Origin of the sequence: Pseudomonas sp. SBT1-2 (assembly GCF_028640875.1) — a bacterium.
Classification (GTDB): Bacteria; Pseudomonadota; Gammaproteobacteria; order Pseudomonadales; family Pseudomonadaceae; genus Aquipseudomonas; species Aquipseudomonas chlororaphis_I.
In genome coordinates this window covers 1-23863 of the sequence record NZ_JAQZAA010000089.1, presented here as the reverse complement: position 1 = coordinate 23863, position 23863 = coordinate 1, and the positions used below count along the sequence as shown (strand labels likewise).

The window sequence follows — 23863 nt, the reverse complement described above, 5'->3', positions numbered from 1 at the left end:
GAGCATCGACCGGCCGCTCCTACAGAAGCCGCGATCCACCAGGGAAAATACGGCTTCTGTAGGAGCGAGGCTTGCCCGCGATGACGTCAGCCCAGACGCCGCCGAGGCATCAGCAGGAATACCGCTCCGCCAAAAACGCCAACAACGCCTCGGTGACAAATTCCGGGTTCTCCAGGTTGGAGATATGCCCCGCCTCAAGCACCAGCTGATAAGGGCAGCCAATCAGCTCGGCCATTTCCCGGGTTTCCGACGGTGGGCGCGGTTTGTCCTGGTCGCCGCACAGCAGCAAGGTGGTGTTGGGGTCCAGTTGGTTGAGGCGCGACAGCAGGTCTGCGCGGCTGAAGGTGATACGACCCATGGGCACCACGCTTTCGCGCAGGCGTTCGCTGGGCAGTGCCGCGAGGACTGCGCGGAAGTCCTGGTACAGCGCCGACTGCGGGTCGATGCCCGGACGGAAGAAAATCGGCACCACGATGTCCAGCAGTTGCGGGGCGATCGTCCCGCTCTCTTCGATCTGCTTGAACAACGAGAAGTAATACTGGCGGGTCGGCTCCGGCTCGGCCCCGAGATAGGTGTCCATCAGCACCAGGCCATTGATCCGTTGCGGCGCCGCCAGGGCCAGGCGCGCGCCCCACATGCCGCCCACGGACAGGCCGACCAGGGTGATGCGCTCGATCTGAAGATGATCCAGCAGCGCCAGCACCTGCCGGGCGATGTCATCCAGCGAAGCAGTGCCTTGCGGCAGCGCGCCGGATTGGCCGTGGCCCCACAGGTCCGGGGCGATCACCCGGTACTGCCGGGACAGCGCCTCGATCTGCGGCGCCCACATGTTCAGGTCCCACAGGTAACTGCCGGCCAGCAGCACCGCGGGGCCGCTGCCCTGGTCCAGGTAGTGAAGGGCTTGTCCATCAATAGTCGCGAAGGGCATCAACTGTCTCCTGTCAGGTGGGCTGCGAAAAAACTTCGGTAGACTGTGCCGGTGAAGGGTTGCCGTCAATCGGACAAGTCCTAAGGGCCGTGCAAGCCTGGAGGTTTTTCGCGAGCAAGCTCGCTCCTACATGGGACATATCGCCTTCTGTAGGAGCGAGCTTGCTCGCGATAGGGCCAGCACTGACAACACTGGATTACAGCCCCTCCAGCTCCGCCATCAGATCGCTCAGGCGATCGACTTTCTCCTCGCTGATTTCACTGCTCGCCAGGCTGTCGATGTACTGCGCCAGTTCCTCCACTGTGCTGCACTCGAACATCGCCCGCAGCGGCACGTTGCGTTGCAGGGTCTTCTGCACCCGCGAGGCGATCTGCGTGGCCAGCAGCGAATGCCCGCCCAGTTCGAAGAAGTTGTCCCGGACCCCGACCCGTTCGACCTTGAGTACCTCGGCCCAGATAGCGGCCAGGGTCTGCTCCAGCTCGCTGCGCGGCGCCAGGTAGTCCTGGCTGTGCAGCTGGCCGATCTCCAGGGCCGGCAGGACCTTGCGGTCGAGCTTGCCGTTGGCGTTGAGCGGCAGGCGTTCCAGCCACAACCAGTGCAGCGGCACCATGTATTCCGGCAGCTCGGCGCGCAGGCGTTGCTTGATGCGCTCCAGGCGTTCCGTCGGGTTCAGCGCCGAGTCGCTGGCCACCAGATAACCCACCAGATGCTTGCCGTTGACGCCTTCCTGCACGCCGACCGCCGCGTCGCGGACTTCCGGTTGTTCGTGCAGGCGGGCTTCGATTTCCCCCAGCTCGATGCGGTAGCCACGGATCTTCACCTGGTGGTCGATGCGCCCGACGTATTCCAGCACGCCATCGGCGCGACGGCGTGCCAGGTCGCCGGTGCGGTACAGGCGTTCGCCCGGGGCACCGAACGGATGGGGCACGAACACCTGCGCGGTGCGCAGCGGATCGCTGACGTAACCACGGCCGACCCCGGTACCGGCGACGCACAGCTCGCCCACCGCGCCCAGCGGCACCAGATCCAGCGCGCCATCCATCAGGTACAGGCGGTTGTTGTCGGTCGGCGTACCGATCGGCAAGTAGCTGCCACGGGTCGAGGCCATATCGACGCGGTAGAAGGCCACGTCATCCGAGCACTCGGCCGGACCATAGGCGTTGACCAGGCCGATCTGCGGGTAACGCAGCAACCATTGATGCGCCAGCTCCGGCGGCATCGCCTCGCCGGTGGGCAGCATCCAGCGCAGGCCATCAAGGTGGATGGACTCCTGGGCGAGCATGCCCTGGATCAGCGACGGCACGCTTTCCAGCACGCTGATGCGCTGCGCCTGTACATGGGCCAGCAAACCTTGCGGGTCATGGGCGATGGCGTTCGGCACGATGTCCACCCGCGCGCCGAACAGCGGCGCGGCGAGGAACTGCCAGACCGAAATGTCGAAGCTCTGCGACGCGGTCTGGGCGATCACGTCGGCTTCGCTCAATTGCAGGTACGGCACCTTGCTCAGCTGGTTGTTGAGCATGCCGCGCTGCTCGACCATCACGCCCTTCGGCAGGCCGGTGGAACCCGAGGTGTAGATCACATAGGCCAGGTTGTCCGGGCCGCTGTAAATGCCTGGGTTGTCCAGCGAATGATCGGCCGCTTGCACCTCTTCCCAGACCAACAAACGGGGTCGGTTGGCGCAGGCGAATTCGTCCAGCAAGGCTTGCGCCTGTGCCTGGCAGGCCGCGGTGCACACCAGCAACGGCGTGCGGCTCAGCTCGATGATCCGCCCCAGGCGCTGGCTCGGCAGGCCCGGGTCCAGCGGCAGGTAGCCGGCGCCGGCCTTGAAGCTGCCGATGATCATGCCCAGCAGGTCCAGGCTGCGCTCGGCCAGCAGGGCCACCGGCTGGTCCAGGCCCACGCCGTTGGCGATCAGGGCGTGGCCCAGGCGGTTACTGCGCTGGTTCAGTTCGGCGTAGCTGTATTGCAGCTCCTGGCAACTGGCGGCGATGCGTTGCGGATGGGCCGCCACCTGCGCTTCGAACAGTTCGACGTAGCTGCGCTCCAGCGGGTACTCATGTTCGCTCTGGTTGCAGCCGGCGAGCAGGAAGTCCTGTTCTTCTGCGCCCAGCAGCGGCAGCTCGGCCATGTCGCCATGGAAGCCCTGCACCAGCGCCAGCAGCAGGCGCTTGAACTCGCCGAGCATGCGCTCGATGGTCGCTTGCTCGAAGTAGCGCTGGTCGTAGGACAGGTGCAGCCCCAGGTCATCCCCCGGGTAGCACACCGCGGTCAGCGGGAAGTTGGTGTGGGTGCGGCCGGAATCCGAGGTGGCGTTCAGGCTTTGCGCGCGGTCCAGCACCGAGACTTCCACCGGCGCGTTCTCGAACACGAACAGGCTGTCGAACAGCGGCTGGCCCTTGGGCAGTTCGCTGTTCTCCTGGATCGCCACCAGCGGCAGGTATTCGTACTCGCGCAGCTCCATGTTGCGTTCCAGCAGGCCGCCCAGCCATTGACGCACGCTCAGGCGCTGACCGTCTTCCGGCAACTTCACCCGCAGCGCGATGCTGTTGATGAACAGGCCGACGGTGCGCTGCATCTCCGGCATTTCCACCGGGCGCCCAGCCACGGTGACGCCGAACAGCACGTCACGCTCACCGCTCAGGCGCCGCAGGACCAGGGCCCAGGCCGCCTGGGCGAAGGTGTTGACGGTCAGTTGATGCTGCTGCGCCAACTCGCGCAGTTGCGCACCGTCGCGGGCATCGAGACGGGTGTAGCAGTCACCGACGATCATGCCGCCGCTGTCGCCGGCGTGTTCGCGCAGGAACGGCCGGTCGCTCGGAATCGGCGTGGTGCGCTCGAAGCCTTGCAGGTTGTTTATCCACCACTGGCGCGCCTCGGCCAGGCTCTGGCGTTGCAGCCAGCCGATGTAATCGCGGTAGCGCGGCGGCACGCTGAGCTGGGCTTCGCGACCTTCGCCCAGGGCGGTGTAGATCTCGAAGAAGTCGTTCATCAACAGCGAACGGCACCAGGCATCGATCAGGATGTGGTGGTTGCTCATCATGAACCAGTAGCGCGCGGCCCCCACGCGGATCAGCCGCAGGTGGAACGGCGCCTGCTCGAGCAGATCGAAACCGGCCTCGCGTTCGCTTTTCAGCAGCGCCTGCAACTTCGGCTCCTGCTCGTCTTGCGCGACGGCACTCCAGTCCAGGAACTCGATCGGCGTGCCGCCCGGCTTGTGGATAACTTGCAGCATGTCTTCGCCGACGTTCCAGCAGAAGGACGCGCGCAGGGCTTCGTGACGAGCCACCACCGCCTGCCAGGCCTGGGCGAAACGCGCAGGGTCCAGCTCGCTGTTGATGCGGTAGCGGTCCTGCATGTAGTACAGGCCGGTGCCCGGCTCCAGCAGGGTGTGCAGCAGCATGCCCTCTTGCATCGGGGTCAGCGGGTAGACGTCTTCGATGACCCCGGCTGCTACTGGCAGCGCGTCCAGCTGCGCCTGGGTCAGGCGCGCCAGGGGGAAGTCCGACGGCGTCAGGCCGCCGGCATCGTCCTCCAGACAATGGGCGATCAGGCTGTGCAGTTCGCCGAGGTAGGCCTGGGCCAGCTCGTCGATGGTCTGCGGGTCGAAACGCTCGCTACTGAAGGTCCAGCGCAACACCAGCTCGCCGGCGTAGACCTGGCTGTCGACGCTCAGCTCGTTGGGCAGCGGCGCCTCCGGCGAATGGGCGGCGCCCACCGGCTCGTCCAGCGGACGGAACAGCGCGTCGCTGGCAAAGCTCTGGTCGAACTGGCCCAGGTAGTTGAAGGTGATCGGCGCCTTCGGCAAGGCCGCCATGCCTTGCTGGATCGCCGCGTCGGCCAGGTAGCGCAGCACGCCATAACCCAGGCCTTTGTGCGGTACGGCGCGCAGCTGCTCCTTGATCGCCTTGATCGAGGCGCCCTGCCCGGCCGCTTCCTCTATAGCCAGCGGGGTCAGGCGCAGCGGGTAAGCGCTGGTGAACCAGCCGACCGTGCGGGTCAGGTCGATCTCGTCGAACAGGGTTTCGCGGCCGTGGCCTTCGAGCTGGATCAGCGCCGAAGCCTCGCCGGTCCAACGGCACAGCACGCGGGCCAGGGCCGTCAGCAGCAGGTCGTTGACCTGGGTGCGGTAAGCGCTCGGCGCCTGTTGCAGCAACTGCCGGGTGCGCTCGGCATCCAGTTTCACGCTGACGGTCCGGGCATGCTTGTTCTGCCGCCCGCCCTCAGCGTGTTGCACCGGCAGCGTCGCTGCCGGGCCAGCCAGTTGGTCCTGCCACCAGCTCAACTCTTCGCGCAGCGACTCGCTGCCGGCATAGGCCTGCAGGCGTGACGCCCAATCGCGCAAGGCGCTGGTTTTCGCCGGCAGGCGCGGCGTCTGCTGAGCTTCAAGCTGGCGGTAGAGGTTTTGCAGATCCTCCAGCAGCACCCGCCAGGACACGCCGTCGACCACCAGGTGGTGGATGGCGATAAACAGGCGTTGCTGTTCCTGCGGACCGTCCACCAGCAGCGCGCGCAACAGCGGTCCGTTGCTCAGGTCGAGGCTGCGCTGGGCCTCGGCGAACAGCGCAACACATTGATCCATAGACGCCACATGCATCTGCACCAGCAGCGGCGCTTCGGACAACGGTTGATGTATCGCCTGCCATTGGCCGTCGACCTGGGTAAAGCGCAGGCGCAGGGCATCATGCTGCGCCAGCACCGCGTGCAGCGCTTGCTCCAACAACTGCCCATCGAGTGCCTGGGTCGGCGCCAGCAGCAGCGCCTGGTTCCAGTGTTGACGCTCGGGGATCTCGCTGTCGAAGAACCAGTGCTGGATCGGCGTCAGGCCCGACTCGCCGCTGAGCAAGCCTTGCTCGGCGATAATCTGCTCGCTGCGGCTGGCCACCGCGGCCAGGGTCTGCACGGTCTGATGCTGGAACAGGTCGCGCGGGCTGAAATGAATGCCCAGCTGGCGGGCGCGGCTGACCACCTGGATCGACAGGATCGAGTCGCCACCCAGTTCGAAGAAGTTGTCGTGCAGGCCGACCTGCGGCAGGTTCAGCACATCGCACCAGACCTGGGCCAGGGTTTGCTCCAGCTCGTTGCTCGGCGCCACGTACTGCTGGCGGTTGAGTTCCAGGTCCGGTGCCGGCAAGGCACGGCGGTCGAGCTTGCCGTTGGCGGTCAGCGGCATGCTCGCCAGCAGGACCAGATGGGTGGGCACCATGTAATCCGGCAGATGGATTTTCAGCTGGGCCTTGATCGCCTCGCGCAAGGCAGCTTGCTGCTCGTCACTCTGTTCGGCGACATCGGTCACCAGATAGCCGGCCAGCTGTTTGCCGCCCGGCATGTCCAGGGCCAGCACCACCGCTTCGCGCACGGCCTCATGTTCCAGCAGGCGGTTTTCGATTTCCCCCAGCTCAATACGGAAGCCGCGAATCTTCACCTGATGGTCGACCCGGCCGATGTATTCCACCTGACCGTCGGCGCACTGGCGCACCAGGTCGCCGGTGCGATACAGACGCCCGCCATGAGTGCTGAACGGGTCGGCGACGAAGCGCTCGGCGCTCATGCCCGGACGCTGGTGGTAACCCTGGGCCAGGCCGGCCCCGCCGACATACAGCTCACCGGTGGCGCCTTGCGGCACCAGGGCCAGATCGGCGTCGAGGATATAGGCCACGCGCTCACCGACCACCGTGCCGATTGGCACGCTGCCGGCGCCCTCCTCCAGTTGCTCCGGCGCCAGGCTGGCCAAAGGCATGACCACGGTTTCGGTGGGGCCATAGGCGTTGAAGAACAGGCTCGGCTTGAACGCCGCGCGAATGCGGTTCAGGTGCTCGCCGGTCAGCGCTTCGCCGCCGGTGATGCACATGCGCACCGGCAGGGTTTCGCCCTGGGTCGCCAGCCACTGCGCCAGCTGGCTGCCGTAGCTCGGGGTGAAGCCGAGGATGTTGATGCGGTGCTGGCGGATCAGCTGGCAGATCTCTTCGGTGTCCCACTGCCCTTGCGCCCGCAGCACCACCTGGGCGCCGCTGAGCAGCGGCACCAGCAGACGCTCGGTGGCGGCATCGAAGTTGATGGAATAGAAGTGCAGCTCGCAGTCGTCCGGGCGCATGCCGAAACGCTCGATCACCGCGCGGCAATGCATGGCGATCTCGCCATGGGACACCACCACGCCCTTGGGCTTGCCGGTGGAACCCGAGGTGTAGATCAGGTACGCCTGGTGCTGCGGCAGGCTGATAAAGGGCAGCTCGCTGGCCGGGTAGTTGGCCAGTTGCGCGCCGTCCTCTTCCAGGCACCAGCGCGCCACGCTCGGCGGCAGCTGGCCCAGGGCCTGGAACATCGCCGCGTCACTGAGCAGCAAGCCGATGCCACTGTCTTCGATCATGTAGTGCAGGCGGTCCAGCGGGTATTCCGGGTCCAGCGGCACGTAGGCGCCGCCGGCCTTGAGGATCGCCAGCAGGCCGATGACCATTTCCAGCGAACGCTCCAGGGCCAGGCCGACCCGCACCTGCGGACCGACGCCACGTTCACGGAGCATCCAGGCCAGGCGGTTGGCGCGGCTGTCGAGTTCGGCGTAGCTCAGGGTCTGCCCGGCGAACGTCAGGGCCGGCGCGTCCGGGCGCAGCAGCGCCTGTTCGCTGAACAGGTGGTGGATGCACTGGTCCAGGCGGTGCTCGCCGGGCTCGACGCCCAGGCTGTCCAGCAGCTGCTGTTGCTCGGCGCGGTCGAGCAGCGGCAATTCGCTCAGGCGTTGCTCGGGGCTCTCGATCAAGGCCTCCAGCAGGTTGCGCCAGTGCGTCGCCATGCGCGCGATGCGCGGTTCGTCGAACAGGTCGGTGCTGTAGGTCAGGCAGCAACCCAGGCGATGGTCGAGGTCGGTGACTTCCAGGTTGAGGTCGAACTTGGTGGCCCGCGCATCGTTGGCCAGGTATTCGACGGTCATGCCGGCCAGGCTGCGGCTCTGCTGGAACTCCCAGCGCTGGACGTTGCACATCACCTGGAACAGCGGGTTGTAGGCGGCGCTGCGCGGCGGTTGCAGGGCTTCCACCAGGTGGTCGAACGGCAGGTCCTGATGGGACTGGCCTTCGATCACGGTATGTCGCACCTGCTCGAACAGTTCACCGACGCTCATCTGCCCGTCGAGCTGGCAACGCAGCACCTGGGTGTTGAGGAAGGCGCCGATCAGCCCTTCGCTTTCCGGGCGGATGCGGTTGGCCACCGGCGCGCCGATGCGCAGGTCGGTCTGGCCGCTGTAGCGATAGAGCAGCACGGCCAAAGTGGCGGCCATGGTCATGAACAGGGTCAGGCCGTGTTCCGCATTGAAGCGACGCACCCGTGCCGCCAGTTCGTCGCTGAGGTCGAAGCGGTACAGCTCGCCCTGGTGGCTTTGCACCGGCGGCCGCGGACGGTCGCCCGGCAGTTCCAGCAGCGGGTGTTCGTTGCCCAGTTGCGTGGTCCAGTAATCCAGCTGGCGCTGACGCTCGCCGGACTCCAGCCACTGGCGCTGCCAGACGCTGTAGTCCAGGTACTGCACCGGCAGCGGTTCCAGCGGCGAGTCGCGGTCGTCGATAAAGGCTTCGTACAACGCGCTCAGCTCACGGGCGAAGATGTCCATCGCCCAGCCTTCGGTGACGATGTGGTGCAGGGTCAGCACGAAGTAGTGCTCATGCTCCGCCGCCTTGACCAGGCAGGCGCGCAGCAGCGGACCGGTTTCCAGGTCGAACGGCTGGTGCGCCTCGCTGTCGGCCAGCTGTTGCAGGCGTTGCTCGCGGGCCGCTGCATCCAGGCTGGAGAAGTCCTTCCAGGCCATGCGCACGCCGGTTTCGGCGTGCACCCGTTGCCGGGCCACGCCGTCGACGCTGGGGAAAGTGGTACGCAGGGTTTCGTGACGCAGGATCAGCGCCTGCAGCGCCGCCTCGAAACGCCCGACATCCAGCACGCCCTTGAAACGCGCCATGCCGCCGACGTTGTAGGCCGGGCTGTCCGGCTCCATCTGCCAGAGGAACCACATGCGCTGCTGGGAAAAGGACAGCGGTACAGGCGCGCTGCGGTCGACCTTGGCGATCGGCTGTTGCTGGTTGCGCTTGCCGGATGCCTGGATCAGCCGCACCTGCTCGGCGAAGTCGCCCAGCTCGCTGGCTTCGAACAAGGCCCGCAGCGGCAACTCGACGTCGCAGGCCTGGCGGGTCCGGGAGATGATCTGCGTGGCCAGCAGCGAGTGGCCACCCAGGGCAAAGAAATCATCGCGCAGACCAATGCACTGCTGCCCCAGCACCTCGCGCCAGATCGCCGCGATCTGTTGTTGCAGCTCGGTAACCGGCTCGATGTGTTCACGCACCTGCCATTGCGGTTCCGGCAAGGCGCGGCGGTCGAGCTTGCCGCTCGGGCTCAGGGGCATGGCCGAAAGAAGCATCAGTTGCGCCGGCACCATGTACTCCGGCAGCTCACTGGCCAGGGCGGTTTTCAGGCGCGCGATCTGCACCTCTTCATCTTCCACATCCGCAGTGGCGGTGTAATAACCGATCAGCTGTGCACCGGCCGCGGTCTCGCGTACCAGTACCGCGGCCTGGGCCACGCCCTCCTGGGCCAGCAAGCGCGCTTCGATTTCCTGGGGCTCGACCCGGAAGCCGCGCAGCTTGACCTGCTGATCGAGGCGCCCGAGGTATTCCAGCGCGCCATCGGCCGCCCAGCGCACACGGTCGCCGGTACGGTACAGGCGCGCGCCCTCGGAGCCCAGCGGGTCGACGACAAAACGTTCGGCGCTCAGCCCCGGCCGCCCGAGATAACCACGGGCCAGGCCGATCCCGGCAATGCACAGCTCGCCCGGCACGCCGGCCGGCACCGGGTTGAGGTCGGCATCCAGTACCCGGCAGATCACATTGCCCAGCGGCCGGCCGATGGGCGAGCGCTCGCCATCGCTGCGGCGGCAATGCCAGTGGGTGACGTTGATCGCGGTTTCAGTCGGGCCATAACGGTTGTGCAACTGGACGTTCGGCAGTTGCTCCAGCACCCGGTCGCGCAATTCGGCCGGCAAGGCTTCGCCACCGGAGAACACTCGGCGCAGGCTGCTGCATTCGGCGCTCAGCGGCTCATCGACGAACAGCTGCAACAGCGGCGGCACGAAGTGCAGCGTGGTCACGCCGTATTGCTGCACCAACTGGGCGATGCGATGCGGGTCGCGGTGTTCACCCGGCGCGGCCAGCAGCAGGCGGCAGCCGGTGATCAGCGGCCAGAAGCATTCCCACACCGACACGTCGAAGCTGATCGGCGCCTTTTGCATCAGCACATCGCTGGCATCCAGGCGGTAAGTGTTCTGCATCCACTGCAAGCGTTCGCTCAGGGCCGCGTGGGTGTTGCCCACGCCCTTGGGCTGGCCGGTGGAACCGGAGGTGTAGATCACATACGCCAGGTTGTCGCCGTGCAGGTGCAGGCCCGGCGCATGGCTCGGCCAGCTGTCGAGCTTGAGGCTGTCCATGGCGATGGCGCTGACACCCTCGGCCTGGGGCAGACGCTCGAGCAGTTGGGTCTGGGTCAGCAGCAGCTCGACGCCACTGTCGGCCAGCATGTAGGCCAGGCGTTCGGCCGGGTAGTCCGGGTCCAGCGGCACATAGGCGCCGCCGGCCTTGACGATCGCCAGCAGGCCGATCAACAGCTGCGGCGAACGCTCGGCGGCGATGGCCACGCAGACATCCGGGCCGACCCCTTTGTCGCGCAGGTAATGGGCCAGGCGGTTGGCCTGGGCATGCAGCTCGGCGAAGCTCAGCTCGCCGCCCTGCCACACCAGCGCGGTGCGCTCCGGGGTCTGTTGCAGTTGTGCGTCGAGCAGCTCGGGCAGCCATTGGCTGGCCGCCGCGCAAGGGGCTTCGCTCCACTGTTGCTGCTGCGCCTGCTCGCAGGGGTTGAGCAACGGCAAGTCGGCGATGGCGGTCTGCGGACGCTCGCAGGCCTCGCGCAGCAGGCTGACGAAATGCTCGGCCAGGCGCTCGACGGTCGCGGCCTCGAACAACTCGGCGGCGTAGTCGAACGACAGGCTCAGGCGGCCGTTGCGGTCTTCTTCACTGTGCAGTTGCAGGTCGAACTTGGCCTCGCGGCTGTGCCACGGCAGCTCTTCGGCCAGCAGCCCGGGCAACCGGCGCAGGGCGCCGAGGTCGCGTTGCTGGTGGTTGAACATGACCTGGAACAGACCCTGTTCGCGGGCCTGGGGGAAGGCTTCGAGCAGTTGCTCGAACGGCAGGTCCTGATGGGCCTGGGCTTCCAGCGCGGCCTGGCGGGTCTGCGCCAGCAACGCGCTAAATGGCAGGCGGCCATCCACCTCGGCGCGCAGCACCAGGGTGTTGATGAAGAAGCCGATCAGGCCCTGGGTTTCCAGGCGCGGACGGTTGGCGTTGGGCACGCCGATACGGATGTCGCGCTGGCCGCTGTAGCGATGCAGCAGGCTCTGGAAGGCCGTGAGCAACAGCATGAAGGGTGTCGATTCATGGGCCTGGGCGGTCTGGCGAATGGCTTCGCTCAGGCTCGCCCCCAGGCGCAGGCTGTGGCGCGCGGCGCTGTGTTGCCGCTGCGCCGAGCGCGGGTGATCGGTGGCCAGGCTCAGGCTTGGGTGCTCATTGCCCAACTGCTGTTTCCAGTAGGCCAGTTGCCGCTCGCCTTCGCCCTGGGCCAGCCACTGGCGCTGCCAGCTACCGTAGTCGGCGTATTGCAGCGGCAGCGGCGCCAGGCTCGCCGCCTGGCCTTGCACGGCGGCGGCATACAGGCGCGAGAACTCGTCGATCAGCACATTCAGCGACCAGCCGTCGGCGATGATGTGGTGCAGGGTCACCAGCAGTTGATGCTCTTCGTCGTCGAGGCGTACCAGGGTCACCCAGAGCAGCGGGCCTTGTTCCAGGTCGAACTGGGTACGGGCTTCCTCCTCGCGGATCTGTTGCGCCCGCGCTTCGCGCTCGGCCAGCGGCAGGTCGCTGAGGTCGATCACCTGCAGGTTGAATTCGCCGGCGGCTTCGACCTGTTGCAGCGCCTGGCCGTCGCGCTCGAAAAAGCGCGTGCGCAGGGATTCATGACGCTCGATCAGTTGCTGGAAGCTGGCGCGCAGGGCGTCTTCGTCCAGCTCGCCGCGCAGGCGCAGGCCGCCGGGAATGTTGTAGGCGCTGCTGTGCGGGTCGAGCTGCCAGGTGATCCACAGGCGGTTCTGCGCCAGGGACTGAGGCAACGCCTCGGTGCGCGACAAGGCATTGATCGCGCCCTGGGCCAGGCCGCCGTCCTGTTGCAGTTGCGCGACCTGCGCGGCAAAAGCGCCAAGGGTCGGCGCCTCGAACAGCAGGCGCAGGTTCAGCTCCAGGCCGAGTTCTTCACGCAGCCGCGCGACGACCTGGGTCGCGGCGATGGAGTTGCCGCCCAGCAGGAAAAAGTGATCGTCGCTCGCTACTTGCTCGACGTGCAGCTGCTCGCGCCAGATGCGGCCGATCAGCTCTTGCAGTTCGCTGCTCGCTTCACCGCTGGCCTCGCCGGCCACCGCCTGGCGACTCGGGAATTGGGCATAACTGTCGAGGCTGCCATCGGCCAGGCGGTTGCGGCAGGCCGAACGTTGCAGCTTGCCGCTGGAAGTCTTGGGCAAGGCGCCGGGGTTGAGCAGGACCACCACGCTCGGCGCTTGCTGATAGGCCTCGGCCACGGTCTGGCGAATCAGCTTGATCAGCGCGTCCGGCGTGAGGATCTTCTGCACGCTGCGGCTGATTTCCGTGGCGATGCCGATGCCTTCCTCGCCCTGTTCGGTGACGGCGAACGCCGCGACCCGGCCCTTGCGCACCACCTCGACCTCACGCTCGATGGTCTGCTCGATGTCCTGTGGATAAAGGTTGTGCCCACGCACGATCAGCATGTCTTTCAAGCGACCGGTAATGAACAGCTCGCCACCGCGCATGAAACCCAAGTCGCCGGTGCGCAGCCAGGTCTGGCCGGCGTGCTGAACGAAGGTCTTGGCCGACGCCTCGGGGTTGCGCCAGTAACCATGGGCGATGCTCGGACCGGCGGCCCAGACTTCGCCGACCAGGTTGTCTTCCAGCTCGGCCAGGGTGTGCGGCTCGACGATCAGCACCGCGTGCTCGGGTTGGCTGGTGCCGCAGCTCATCATGGCGTTGCCGCTGCCCGGCTCGGCGCGGTTCTGCGCCAGGGCCTGCTCGTCCAGGCGCAGGGCCGGGATGCCCTGGCCACGGGTGCCGCCAGCGACAAACAGGGTGGCCTCGGCCAGACCATAAGAAGCGAAGAAGTTATTCGGGGTGAAACCGCAGGCGGCGAACTTTTCGGCGAAGCGCTCCAGGGTGTCCAGGCGGATCGGCTCGGAGCCGGAATAGGCCACGCGCCAGCGGCTGAGGTCCAGGCGCTCCAGGGCCGACTCGCTGACCCGCTCGCTGCACAGGCGGTAGGCGAAGTCCGGGCCGCCGCTGATGGTGCCGCCGTATTGGCTGATCGCCTCCAGCCAGCGCAACGGCCGGCCGAGGAAGTAGGCCGGCGACATCAATACGCAGGGCACACCGCTGAAGATCGGTTGCAGCAGGCCGCCGATCAGGCCCATGTCGTGGTACAGCGGCAGCCAGCTGACGATCACGTCGTCGGGGTTGAGGTCGATGCCGAAGCCGCGGCGGATCAGCAGTTCGTTGGCCACCAGGTTGCCGTGGCTGACTTGCACGCCCTTGGGCAAGGCGGTGGAGCCCGAGGTGTATTGCAGGAAGGCGATGTCGTCGCCGCGCAGTTCGGTGGCCGTCCAGACTTCGGCCAGGCTCGCCTCCAGGGTGTCCACGCAGAGCAGCTGCGGCGCGTCGGCGCCTTGTAGCTCGTCCATCTGCGCCAGGGAATCGCGCAGCCCGCTGCTGGTCAGCAGCAGCCGCGGCTCGGCGTCGGCGATGATCGAGATCAGCCGCTCCTGGTGATGGCGTCGGCTCGACTCCGGCGGATAGGCCGGCACCGCGATGACCCCGGCATACAGGCAGGCAAAAAACGCCGCGACATAGTCCGGGCCGCTGGGGAACAGCAGCACCGCGCGATCGCCCAGGCCGGCATTGGCCTGCAGCGCCGCGGCGATGGTCCGGGCGCGCAGATCCAGGTCGCGATAACTGAGGACCACGCTCTGATCCTGCTCTTCGGCAAGAAAGCGCAAGGCCACTTGATCAGGGGTCTGAGCCGCCCGGCGTTGAAGGGCTTGAGCCAGAGTGCTGGGGAGTTCGAACGCGTCCATCATGGGGTTTCCTGCGCGGATTGTGCTTGCACGTAGAGCCGCGGACCAAGGCCGCGACCGTTACATAAACCTTTGAAAAATAAAGGCCCCTGCCCTCGGAACGGGGCATCTGGAGACTGCTGTGGCGGGATGTTCCACCCGTAGCCTTTCTCCAATGAGAACGGATGGCGTCTTGAAATAATTAGTCCCCACCCACCCCTCGAACACCTTCACAAAGTGCGACAACGAGCCGCAGTTCTCACTGCGCACCAAAGAGGATCATTAATTCTCTTTCTCAATTGACAATCATTATCATTCAACATAATTTGTCGCTCGATGTGTAAGACGAATCTGAAATTTCTGTCGTCCTACTAACCCTTTTGCAGCAAGGTGATTTCCATGACGGAACAAGTATCCACAAGCAGGTGCGATTCACCGCTACTCCAGGCCTTTGTCGACAACCGCCTGATCCTGGTCAAAATCGCGGCGCGCATTACCGGCTGCCGCTCCCGCGCCGAAGACGTGGTGCAGGACGCTTTCTTCCGGCTGCAATCGGCGCCGCAGATCACCTCGTCGTTCAAGGCGCAGTTGAGCTACCTGTTCCAGATCGTGCGCAACCTGGCGATCGACCACTATCGCAAGCAGGCGCTGGAGCAGAAGTATTCGGGCACTGAAGAAGAGGGCTTGAATGTGGTCGTGCAGGGAGCGTCGCCGGAAACCTCACACATCAATTTCTCGACCCTGGAACACATTGCCGATGCGCTGACCGAACTGCCGAGCCGCACCCGCTATGCGTTCGAGATGTATCGCCTGCATGGCGTGCCGCAAAAGGACATCGCCAAGGAGCTCGGGGTCTCGCCGACCCTGGTGAATTTCATGATTCGCGATGCACTGGTGCACTGCCGCAAAGTCTCGGGTAGCCGCGCCGACACCTACGCCCGCCACTGAGCCGCGCTGCCCGCTACTCCCGCACCTGATCGCGATAGCCACCGTCCGCCACGGCGCTACCGCGAACAGGAACGCTCCCGCCCGATCGTCTCGACCCCCTGATGCCGTTCGACACCACGCCCCTGTGCCAGAATCAGCAGGGCGGCGCGCTTGTGCGAAAAATCGAAGGCCCTGCCACAATGCAGGCAACGCTCCTGCTGCTCGAGCCTGTGGCCAGCGTCCTCGACCAGCCGCTCGCTCGGCCCGTGGTCTAGGCATAACGAATGCACCAGGGTCGACAACCAGCCGGCCATCCACTCCTCACGCCATCCGTCTTGCCCACGCAAGGCTTGCAGCACCTCGCTGCCCGCCGGTGGCAGCGGCGCGCCAGGCCCACGGCTGGCACCGCTGGTTTCAATGCCGGCGAGCCGCAGCGGTTGCAGGCCAGCGGCATCGGCGACGCAACGGCAGGTATCGGCAACGGCCACAGCGGACAGCGTATCGAGAGAGGACATGGCACGGACTCAGCGTCATCGGTGTTCAACCAAGTGACGTGAGCCGCAGAGAGAAATTTAGGCAGGCCGGCTTCACTTGGCCGGGGGCATGACCACGATGCGGTAGGGATCGAAGATCTTCAGCATTTCACCGCTGTCGCGCAAGCGCCCCAGCAACTTGGCGAAGTCTTCGCCGCTGATCGGCGCCATGGGGCGAATCAGGGCGTAGTGGTGGTAGACCTGATCGATCCGCTCGGACGCGAACAACTGCTGCGCCGTGTCGGCATTGTGCGAGAGGAAATCACTGAGGTAGGAACGGGTCACCAGCGCAATGTCGGCACGACCGCGCAGCACCATCAGCAGGTTGCTGTCATGGGAGTAGGTCAGGGTCGCGTTGTAGGTGTCGGCCAGGTACTTGGGGTCGGCATTGAAGTTGGCAAATGCATAGTGGTAACCGCTGAACAGGGCCAGGCGCTTGCCCTTGAGGTCGGCGAAATATTCCTGGCCGCGGCCGGGCTCGCGCTGGGCGGTGAAGATCTCGGCATCTTCCAGGCCCATGTCGACGCTGGTGTGGGGAATGTCCTGCCAGCCCCAGGCCGGGTTCTCGAAAATCGCCATGTCGACGCGGCCTTGCTCGAAATCGCGAAAACGCCGGGGAATCGAGGTTGGCACCAGTACGAATTGATAATCACTTTGCAGTACGTTCAAGGCCTCCACCAGTTGCGGCAGCAAACCGGTGTCGGCGCCCTGCTCGGGCCGCACGGTATAAGGAGGAAAGTGCGCCGCCCCCACCCGTACCAACTGTGCAGCACAGACCGGGAAAACCGTCAGGGTGGCCAGGCCCCACACAAGCATTCGCAAAGCCGTCCGCATTGGCGAAGACATCAGGTAACGTACCTCAAGAAAAGAAACAGGGGAGTGCCATTAAAGCTAGGCGGTTTCCCTCGCTTCGACAACTTTCCACTGAGTAATTAATTACTTGCGCTCAGGGCTCGTTGAGCACCAGGGTCAGCGCTTCCTCGGCCAGTTGTTCGAGGGTCAGGCTGCCCTCGGCGCGAAACCAGGTGGTGGTCCAGGACAGCGCCCCGGTGAGAAAACGCCGGGTAATGAACACATCGCCCTTGATAAAGCCGGCCTCCTTGGCCTCGCCCAGCACCTGCAGCCAGATCTGCTCATAAATGTCGCGCAGGGCCAGGACGTCGGCCTGGCCTTGCGCCGACAACGAGCGCCATTCGTAGACCAGCACCGCCATGGCCTCGCCGCTGCCGCCCATGATCGATTGCAGCTCGCAGCGGATCAGCGCCAGCACCCGCTCGCGCACGCTGCCGGCTTCGGCCAGTTCGGCGCGCATCAGGGCGGTGTTGTAGTGGATGGTTTCCTCCATCACCGCGCGCAGGATGTCGTCCTTGCTCTTGAAGTGATGAAAGATGCTGCCGGACTGGATGCCCACCGCGCTGGCCAGGTCGCGCACCGTGGTGCGTTCGTAGCCTTTGTTGCGAAACAGGTGAGCCGCGGTTTGCAGCAGCTTGCCGCGGGCGCTGTCCGGATCGGTCAGTTGCCCGTTGGCGACCAGCTGGCGCATCACCAGCAAGGCTTTTTGCTCGTCCACGGCCTCTCTCCTACATTCGCTCGATCGTTATGCGGCGCAGCCCGCTGAAACAGGGAGCTTGCGCGCGCAATTTAAGCCCGTGGGGACGACCAAGCAAGCGCTTGGGAAGAAGATATTTCCGACGTTTACAAACCAAGCGCTTGCTTGGTAGTCTCGATGCAGTTCTGTCATCGCGTCTTTTATCGAGTCTTTTATCGAGAGCCCCCTGCCATGACCAAGACCCTCCGCATCGGCTGCGCCAGTGCCTTCTGGGGCGACACCTCGAGCGCCGCCGCGCAACTGGTGCAGGGCGGCCGCCTGGATTACCTGGTGTTCGACTACCTGGCCGAGATCACTATGTCGATCATGGCCGGCGCCCGGATGAAGGATCCCACTGCCGGCTACGCCACGGACTTTGTCGAGGTCTTGAGCCCGCTGCTGGGCGAGATCGCCCGGCAAAACATCCGGGTCATCAGCAATGCCGGCGGGGTCAACCCACAGGCCTGCGCCGCGGCCCTGCAAGCGGCCTGCGACCAGGCCGGCGTGGCCCTGAAGATCGCCGTGCTACTGGGCGACGACCTGCAACCGCGCTTCAAGCAACTGAGCGGCAGCGGCATTCATGAAATGTTCAGCGGCGCGCCGCTGCCACCCATGTGCGTGTCCACCAACGCCTACCTCGGCGCCCCGGGAATAGTCGAAGCCCTGAAGCTCGGCGCCGACATTGTCATCACCGGCCGCGGGGTTGACAGCGCGGTGGTCAGCGCCGCGCTGGTGCATGAGTTCGGCTGGTCCTGGCACGACTACGACAAGCTGGCCCAGGCCGCCCTCGCCGGGCACATCATCGAATGCGGCGCACAGTGCACCGGCGGCAACTTCACCGACTGGCGCGACGTGCCGGACTACGAACACATCGGTTTTCCCATAGTCGAGGTCGGCGCCGACGGCCAGTTCGTGGTCAGCAAGCCCGAAGGCTCCGGCGGCCTGGTCACGCCGCTGACCGTCGGCGAACAACTGCTATATGAGATCGGCGACCCTCGGGCCTATCTGCTGCCCGACGTGGTCTGCGACTTCACCCAGGTCAAGCTGCGCCAACAGGGCAAGAATGCGGTCAGCGTGCACGGCGCCAAGGGCCTGCCGCCGACCGGCCAGTACAAGGTCAGCGCCACCTACCCGGACGGTTTCCGTTGCACCGCCAGTTGCCTGATCGCCGGTATCGACGCAGTGGCCAAGGCGCGCCGGGTCAGCCAGGCGATCATCGACAAGACCGCGGAAATGTTCGCCCAGCGCGGCTGGGCGCCTTACAGCGAAGTCAATATCGAACTGCTCGGCAGCGAAGCCACCTACGGCCCTCACGGCCAGCGCCAGGACAGCCGCGAAGTGGTGATCAAGCTCGCCGTGCGCCACCCGGACAAGCGCGCGCTGGTGCTGTTTTCCCGGGAGATCGCCCAGGCCGCCACGGGCATGGCCCCGGGCCTGACCGGCATCGTCGGCGGCCGGCCCACGGTCTATCCGCTGATCCGTCTGTTCTCGTTCCTGATCGACAAAAGCGCCTGCACCCTGGAAGTCGAGATGGCCGGCCAACGCCACCGGGTCGAGTTGCCCGAGCTCGACAGCCTCGACTCCAGCGCCCTGCCCGCGCCCCATGCCGTGGCCAGCCCCGTGGGCCGCGCCGATGCCAGCGTGGCGCTGGTCAAGCTGGCGGTGGCGCGCTCCGGAGACAAGGGTAACCACAGCAATATCGGAGTCATGGCCCGCGCGCCCGAATACCTGCCGTGGATCGCCGAAGCCTTGACCCCCGCAGTCGTGGTGGACTGGATGAGCCATGTGCTGGACCCGATCCATGGCCGGGTCCAGCGCTGGTACCTGCCGGGCAGCCATAGCCTGAATTTCCTGCTGGAAAACGCCCTCGGTGGCGGCGGTGTCGCCAGCCTGCGCATCGACCCGCAAGGCAAGGCCTTCGCCCAGCAGTTGCTGGAAATCCAGATCCCGGTGCCGCAGAGCATCGCTGACGCCGTTAATTAGAGGACACCTATCGTGGGTTATGACTCGATTTTCAAACCCGACCTGTTCGCCGGCCAGACCATCATCGTCACCGGCGGCGGCAGCGGCATCGGGCGCTGCACCGCCCACGAACTGGCGGCCCTTGGCGCCCGCGTGCTGCTGGTGGGGCGCAAGGCGGACAAGCTGCACAAGGTGGCCGCGGAGATTGCCGAAGACGGTGGCCAGGCCAGCGGGCATGCCTGCGACATTCGCGACGAGGAAGCGGTCAAGACCCTGGTCAGTGAACTGATCCGTGAGCACGGGCCGCTGCATGGCCTGGTCAACAACGCCGGCGGGCAATACCCCTCGCCCCTGGCCTCGATCAATCAGAAAGGTTTTGAAACCGTGCTGCGCACCAACCTGGTGGGCGGTTTTCTCATGGCCCGGGAAGTCTTCAACCAGTCCATGAGCAAGCACGGCGGCAGCATCGTCAACATGCTCGCCGACATGTGGGGTGGCATGCCCGGCATGGGCCATTCCGGCGCCGCCCGTTCGGGGATGGACAACTTCACCAAGACCGCCGCATTCGAATGGGGCCATGCCGGGGTGCGGGTCAATGCCGTGGCGCCGGGCTGGATCGCCTCCAGCGGCATGGACACCTACGAAGGCGCGTTCAAGGCGGTGATCCCGACCCTGCGCGAACACGTGCCGCTCAAGCGCATCGGCACCGAGTCGGAAGTCAGTGCCGCCATCGTCTTCCTGCTCAGCCCGGCGGCCGCCTTCATCAGCGGCAGCACCTTGCGCATCGACGGCGCCGCCAGCCTCGGCAGCCGCGCCTGGCCGCTGCACAAGGCCTCCCATAGCCAGTCCTACAACGGCTTCCACCGCGCTTATCTGCCCGACGTGCTCAAGGATCAGGAGTAAGCCATGCCGGTCATCCAGTCCCAACTCGACCCTCACAGCCCGCAGTTCCTGCAGAATCGTGAAGCGATGCTGGCCGGCCTGGCGCAGATCCGCCAACTGGAACAGAACCTGCTGGCCAAGGCTGCCGAGGCCAAGGCGAAATTCGAAAAGCGCGGGCAACTGCTGCCCCGCGAACGCCTCAACCTGCTGCTGGACCCCGGCGCGCCCTTTCTCGAACTGGCGAGCCTGGCCGGCTACAAGCTGCACGACGACAAGGACGGCAGCCAGGCCGGTGGCGGGCTGATCGCCGGCATCGGTTATGTCAGTGGCGTGCGGGTGCTGGTGGTGGCCAACAACAGTGCGATCAAGGGCGGCACCATCTCCCCCAGCGGCCTGAAAAAATCCCTGCGCCTGCAACAGATCGCCATGGAAAACAAACTGCCGGTGGTGACCCTGGCCGAGAGCGGCGGCGCCAACCTCAATTACGCGGCGGAGATCTTCGTCGAAGGCGCGCGCAGTTTCGCCAACCAGGCGCGCATGTCGGCCATGGGCTTGCCACAGATCACTGTGGTGCACGGCTCGGCCACCGCCGGCGGCGCCTACCAGCCGGGGCTGTCGGATTACGTAGTGGTGGTGCGCGGCAAGGCCAAGCTGTTTCTCGCCGGCCCGCCCCTGCTCAAGGCCGCCACTGGCGAGGTGGCCACCGACGAAGAACTGGGCGGAGCCGAGATGCATGCGCAGGTGGCCGGCACCGCCGAATACCTGGCGGAAAACGACGGCGATGGCGTGCGCATCGTGCGGGAGATTCTCGACGCCCTGCCGTGGAATGCCCGGCTGCCGCTGCAGCCGACACGCGCCTACGCGGAACCGCTGTACCCGATCGACGAACTGCTGGGGCTGATTCCCGACGACCCGAAAAAGCCTTATGACGCCCGGGAAATCGTCGCGCGCATCGCCGACGGTTCGAACTTCCTCGAATTCAAGGGCGAGTTCGACCAGCAGACCCTCTGCGGTCATTTGCAGATCCAGGGGCGCCCTTGCGGTTTTATCGGCAATAACGGGCCGATCACCCCGAAAGGCGCAAGCAAGGCCGCGCAGTTCATTCAATTGTGCGACCAGAGCGGCACCCCGCTGCTGTTTTTCCACAACACCACCGGTTTCATGGTCGGCACCGAGTCGGAGCAGCAAGGCGTGATCAAGCACGGTTCCAAGCTGATCCAGGCGGTGGCCAATGCCCGGGTGCCGAAGCTGACGATCGTGGTCGGCGGCTCCTATGGCGCCGGCAACTACGCCATGTGCGGCCGCGGCCTGGACCCGCGCTTCATCTTCGCCTGGCCCAACAGCCGCACCGCAGTGATGGGCGGCGCCCAGGCCGGCAAGGTGCTGCGCATCGTCACCGAGGCCAAGCACGCCAAGCAGGGCCAGGCGGCCGATCCGCAGATGCTGGATATGCTGGAACAGGTCACCGCGCAGAAGCTCGACAGCCAGTCCACCGCCTTGTATGGCAGCGCCAACCTGTGGGACGACGGGCTGATCGACCCACGGGATACCCGCACCCTGCTGGGTTATCTGCTGGATATCTGCCATGAGGCGCAGGTGCGTCAGCTACAACCCAATAGCTTCGGTGTCGCACGGTTCTGATGTAGCCGCTGCCGTAGGCTGCGATCGGCCCCGAAGAGGACGTGCTCTTGAAGCCCTCGAAGGCCCTTCGGGCCTTATCGCAGCCTTCGGCAGCGGCTACAGGGACAGCGAGCAGTTCCGCAACGGCGGTGTTTTCGGCCTGCGGCAGCGGTTACAGGAGTCACAAGGTTCAGGGATTGCGTCACTCAACTTGAGGAGAACAATAAAAATGATCTTCACCCAGGAACATGAAGAACTGCGGCGCACGGTGCGCAACTTTGTCGAGCGCGAGATCAACCCGTACGTCGACGAGTGGGAAAAGGCCGGGCGCTTTCCGATCCATGAGATTTTCCGCAAGGCCGGCGAACTGGGCCTGCTGGGCATCTCCAAGCCGGAGAAGTTCGGCGGCATGGGCCTGGACTACAGCTATTCGATAGTCGCCGCCGAAGAGTTCGGCACCATTCATTGCGGCGGCATCCCGATGGCCATCGGCGTGCAGACCGACATGTGCACCCCGGCCCTGGCGCGCTTCGGCTCCGACGAGCTGCGCGAGGAATTCCTGCGCCCGGCCATCAGCGGGGAAATGGTCGGCTGCATCGGCGTCTCCGAAGTCGGTGCTGGCTCCGACGTGGCCGGGCTCAAGACCACGGCGCGCAAGGACGGCGACGACTATGTGATCAACGGCAGCAAGATGTGGATCACCAACTCCCCCAGCGCCGACTTCATCTGCCTGCTGGCCAACACCTCGGACGACAAGCCCCACGTCAACAAGTCGCTGATCATGGTGCCGATGAACAGCCCCGGCATCAGTCTCAGCCCGCACCTGGACAAGCTCGGCATGCGCAGCTCGGAAACCGCCCAGGTGTTTTTCGACAACGTGCGCGTGCCCCAGCGTTATCGCATCGGCCACGAAGGCGCCGGCTTCATGATGCAGATGCTGCAATTCCAGGAAGAGCGGCTGTTCGGCGCGGCCAACATGATCAAGGGCCTGGAGTACTGCGTCGACAGCACCATCGAGTACTGCAAGGCACGCCAGACCTTCGGCAGCGCGCTGATCGACAACCAGGTGATCCACTTCCGCCTGGCCGAGCTGTCCACCGAAATCGAATGCCTGCGGGCCCTGGTGTACCAGGCCACCGAGCAATACGTGCGGGGCCAGGATGTCACCCGCCTGGCGTCCATGGCCAAGCTCAAGGCCGGGCGCCTGGGCCGCGAAGTCAGCGACAGCTGCCTGCAATACTGGGGCGGCATGGGCTTCATGTGGGACAACCCGGTGGCCCGCGCCTACCGCGACGTGCGCCTGGTGTCGATCGGCGGCGGCGCCGACGAAATCATGCTGGGCATCATCTGCAAACTCATGGGCATCCTGCCGGGGAAAAGAAAATGAGCCGCCTGCCCGCCTGCGAAACCCTGCTGCTGGCGCCCCGCGGCGGCGTCCTGCACATCACCCTCGATCGCCCGGACAGCCGCAACGCCATGAGCCTGCAAATGGTCGCCGAACTGCGCGCGGTGCTGGCGGCGGTACGCGATGACCGCGACATTCGCGCCCTGGTGCTGAGAGGCGCCGGCGGGCACTTCTGCGCCGGCGGCGACCTGAAAGACATGGCCGCTGCCCGCGCCCAGGGCGCCAGCGCCTCTCAGGAACTGAACCGGGCATTCGGCACGCTGCTCGAAGAAGCCCAGCACAGCCCGCAGGTGCTGATCGTGCTGCTGCAAGGCGCGGTGCTGGGCGGCGGCTTCGGCCTGGCCTGTGTCAGCGATATCGCCATCGCCGATCATCAGGCGCAGTTCGGTATGCCGGAAACCAGCCTCGGCCTGCTGCCGGCGCAAATCGCCCCGTTCGTGGTCAAGCGCATCGGCCTGACCCAGGCCCGCCGGCTGGCGCTGACCGCCGCGCGCTTTGATGGCCACGAAGCCAAGCGGCTGGGCCTGGTGCATTTTGTCGAAAACAGCCCAGAGGCCCTGGCCGAACGCCTCGATGAGGTACTGGCCCATGTGTTGTGCTGCGCGCCCGAAGCCAATGCCGCGACCAAGGCCCTGTTGCTGGCCAGCGCTGAAGAACCGCTGGCGCCCCTGCTCGATCGCGCGGCGGAGCAGTTCGCCGCCGCCGTCACTGGCGCCGAAGGCATCGAGGGGACCATGGCCTTCGTGCAGAAACGCAAACCGGCGTGGGCGTCATGAGCCCCATCGCGAGCAAGCTCGCTCCTACAGGTCCGTGACCTGCCTACTCCTTG

General features: G+C 65.7%; 11 protein-coding genes. 6 read left to right on the top strand and 5 right to left on the bottom strand.

The features are described from left to right. Positions 1-109: 109 nt before the first annotated feature. Complete coding sequence (locus tag PVZ78_RS18775; protein ID WP_273829071.1) at positions 110-928, bottom strand: alpha/beta fold hydrolase; 819 nt, start codon at positions 926-928, stop codon at positions 110-112. 196 nt (positions 929-1124) lie between these two features. Then, entirely contained in the window at positions 1125-14141 is a 13017-nt protein-coding gene (locus PVZ78_RS18770) for a non-ribosomal peptide synthetase (RefSeq protein WP_273829070.1), read from the bottom strand. Positions 14142-14516: 375 nt separating this feature from the next. Here PVZ78_RS18770 and PVZ78_RS18765 point away from each other — a divergent pair, with 375 nt between their 5' ends. Next, positions 14517-15065 carry an RNA polymerase factor sigma-70 gene (locus PVZ78_RS18765; protein ID WP_009050074.1) on the top strand — a complete coding sequence of 183 codons (549 nt, stop codon included), beginning with the start codon at positions 14517-14519 and terminating at the stop codon, positions 15063-15065. Between the two features lie 56 nt (positions 15066-15121). Here the strand turns inward: PVZ78_RS18765 and PVZ78_RS18760 are convergent, their stop codons facing one another. From PVZ78_RS18760 to PVZ78_RS18750, 3 genes are all read right to left on the bottom strand, one after another. Then, entirely contained in the window at positions 15122-15559 is a 438-nt protein-coding gene (locus PVZ78_RS18760; protein WP_041987728.1) for a hypothetical protein, read from the bottom strand. A 72-nt stretch (positions 15560-15631) separates the two neighbouring features. Then, positions 15632-16423: a substrate-binding periplasmic protein gene (locus PVZ78_RS18755; RefSeq protein ID WP_009050076.1), complete on the bottom strand. Its 792-nt coding sequence runs from the start codon at positions 16421-16423 to the stop codon at positions 15632-15634. A 100-nt stretch (positions 16424-16523) separates the two neighbouring features. After that, the gene (locus PVZ78_RS18750) at positions 16524-17147 is read right to left on the bottom strand and encodes a TetR/AcrR family transcriptional regulator (protein ID WP_009050077.1); all 624 of its coding nucleotides are present in this window, start codon (positions 17145-17147) and stop codon (positions 16524-16526) included. 210 nt (positions 17148-17357) lie between these two features. Here PVZ78_RS18750 and PVZ78_RS18745 point away from each other — a divergent pair, with 210 nt between their 5' ends. From PVZ78_RS18745 to PVZ78_RS18725, 5 genes are all read left to right on the top strand, one after another. Next, positions 17358-19148 carry an acyclic terpene utilization AtuA family protein gene (locus PVZ78_RS18745; RefSeq protein WP_009050078.1) on the top strand — a complete coding sequence of 597 codons (1791 nt, stop codon included), beginning with the start codon at positions 17358-17360 and terminating at the stop codon, positions 19146-19148. A 12-nt stretch (positions 19149-19160) separates the two neighbouring features. Further along, on the top strand, positions 19161-20030 hold the full coding sequence (locus PVZ78_RS18740; RefSeq protein ID WP_101283037.1) for an SDR family oxidoreductase: 870 nt from the start codon (positions 19161-19163) through the stop codon (positions 20028-20030). Between the two features lie 3 nt (positions 20031-20033). Beyond that, entirely contained in the window at positions 20034-21650 is a 1617-nt protein-coding gene (gene atuC / locus PVZ78_RS18735) for a geranyl-CoA carboxylase subunit beta (protein ID WP_273829069.1), read from the top strand. A 208-nt stretch (positions 21651-21858) separates the two neighbouring features. Next, positions 21859-23016, top strand: a complete 1158-nt coding sequence (gene atuD, locus PVZ78_RS18730) for a citronellyl-CoA dehydrogenase (protein WP_273829068.1) — start codon at positions 21859-21861, stop codon at positions 23014-23016. Further along, a complete protein-coding gene (locus PVZ78_RS18725) occupies positions 23013-23810 on the top strand; it encodes an enoyl-CoA hydratase/isomerase family protein (protein ID WP_038634090.1) in 798 nt (265 codons plus the stop codon). The genes atuD and PVZ78_RS18725 overlap by 4 nt, the downstream gene beginning before the upstream one ends. The last annotated feature ends 53 nt before the right edge of the window (positions 23811-23863 follow it).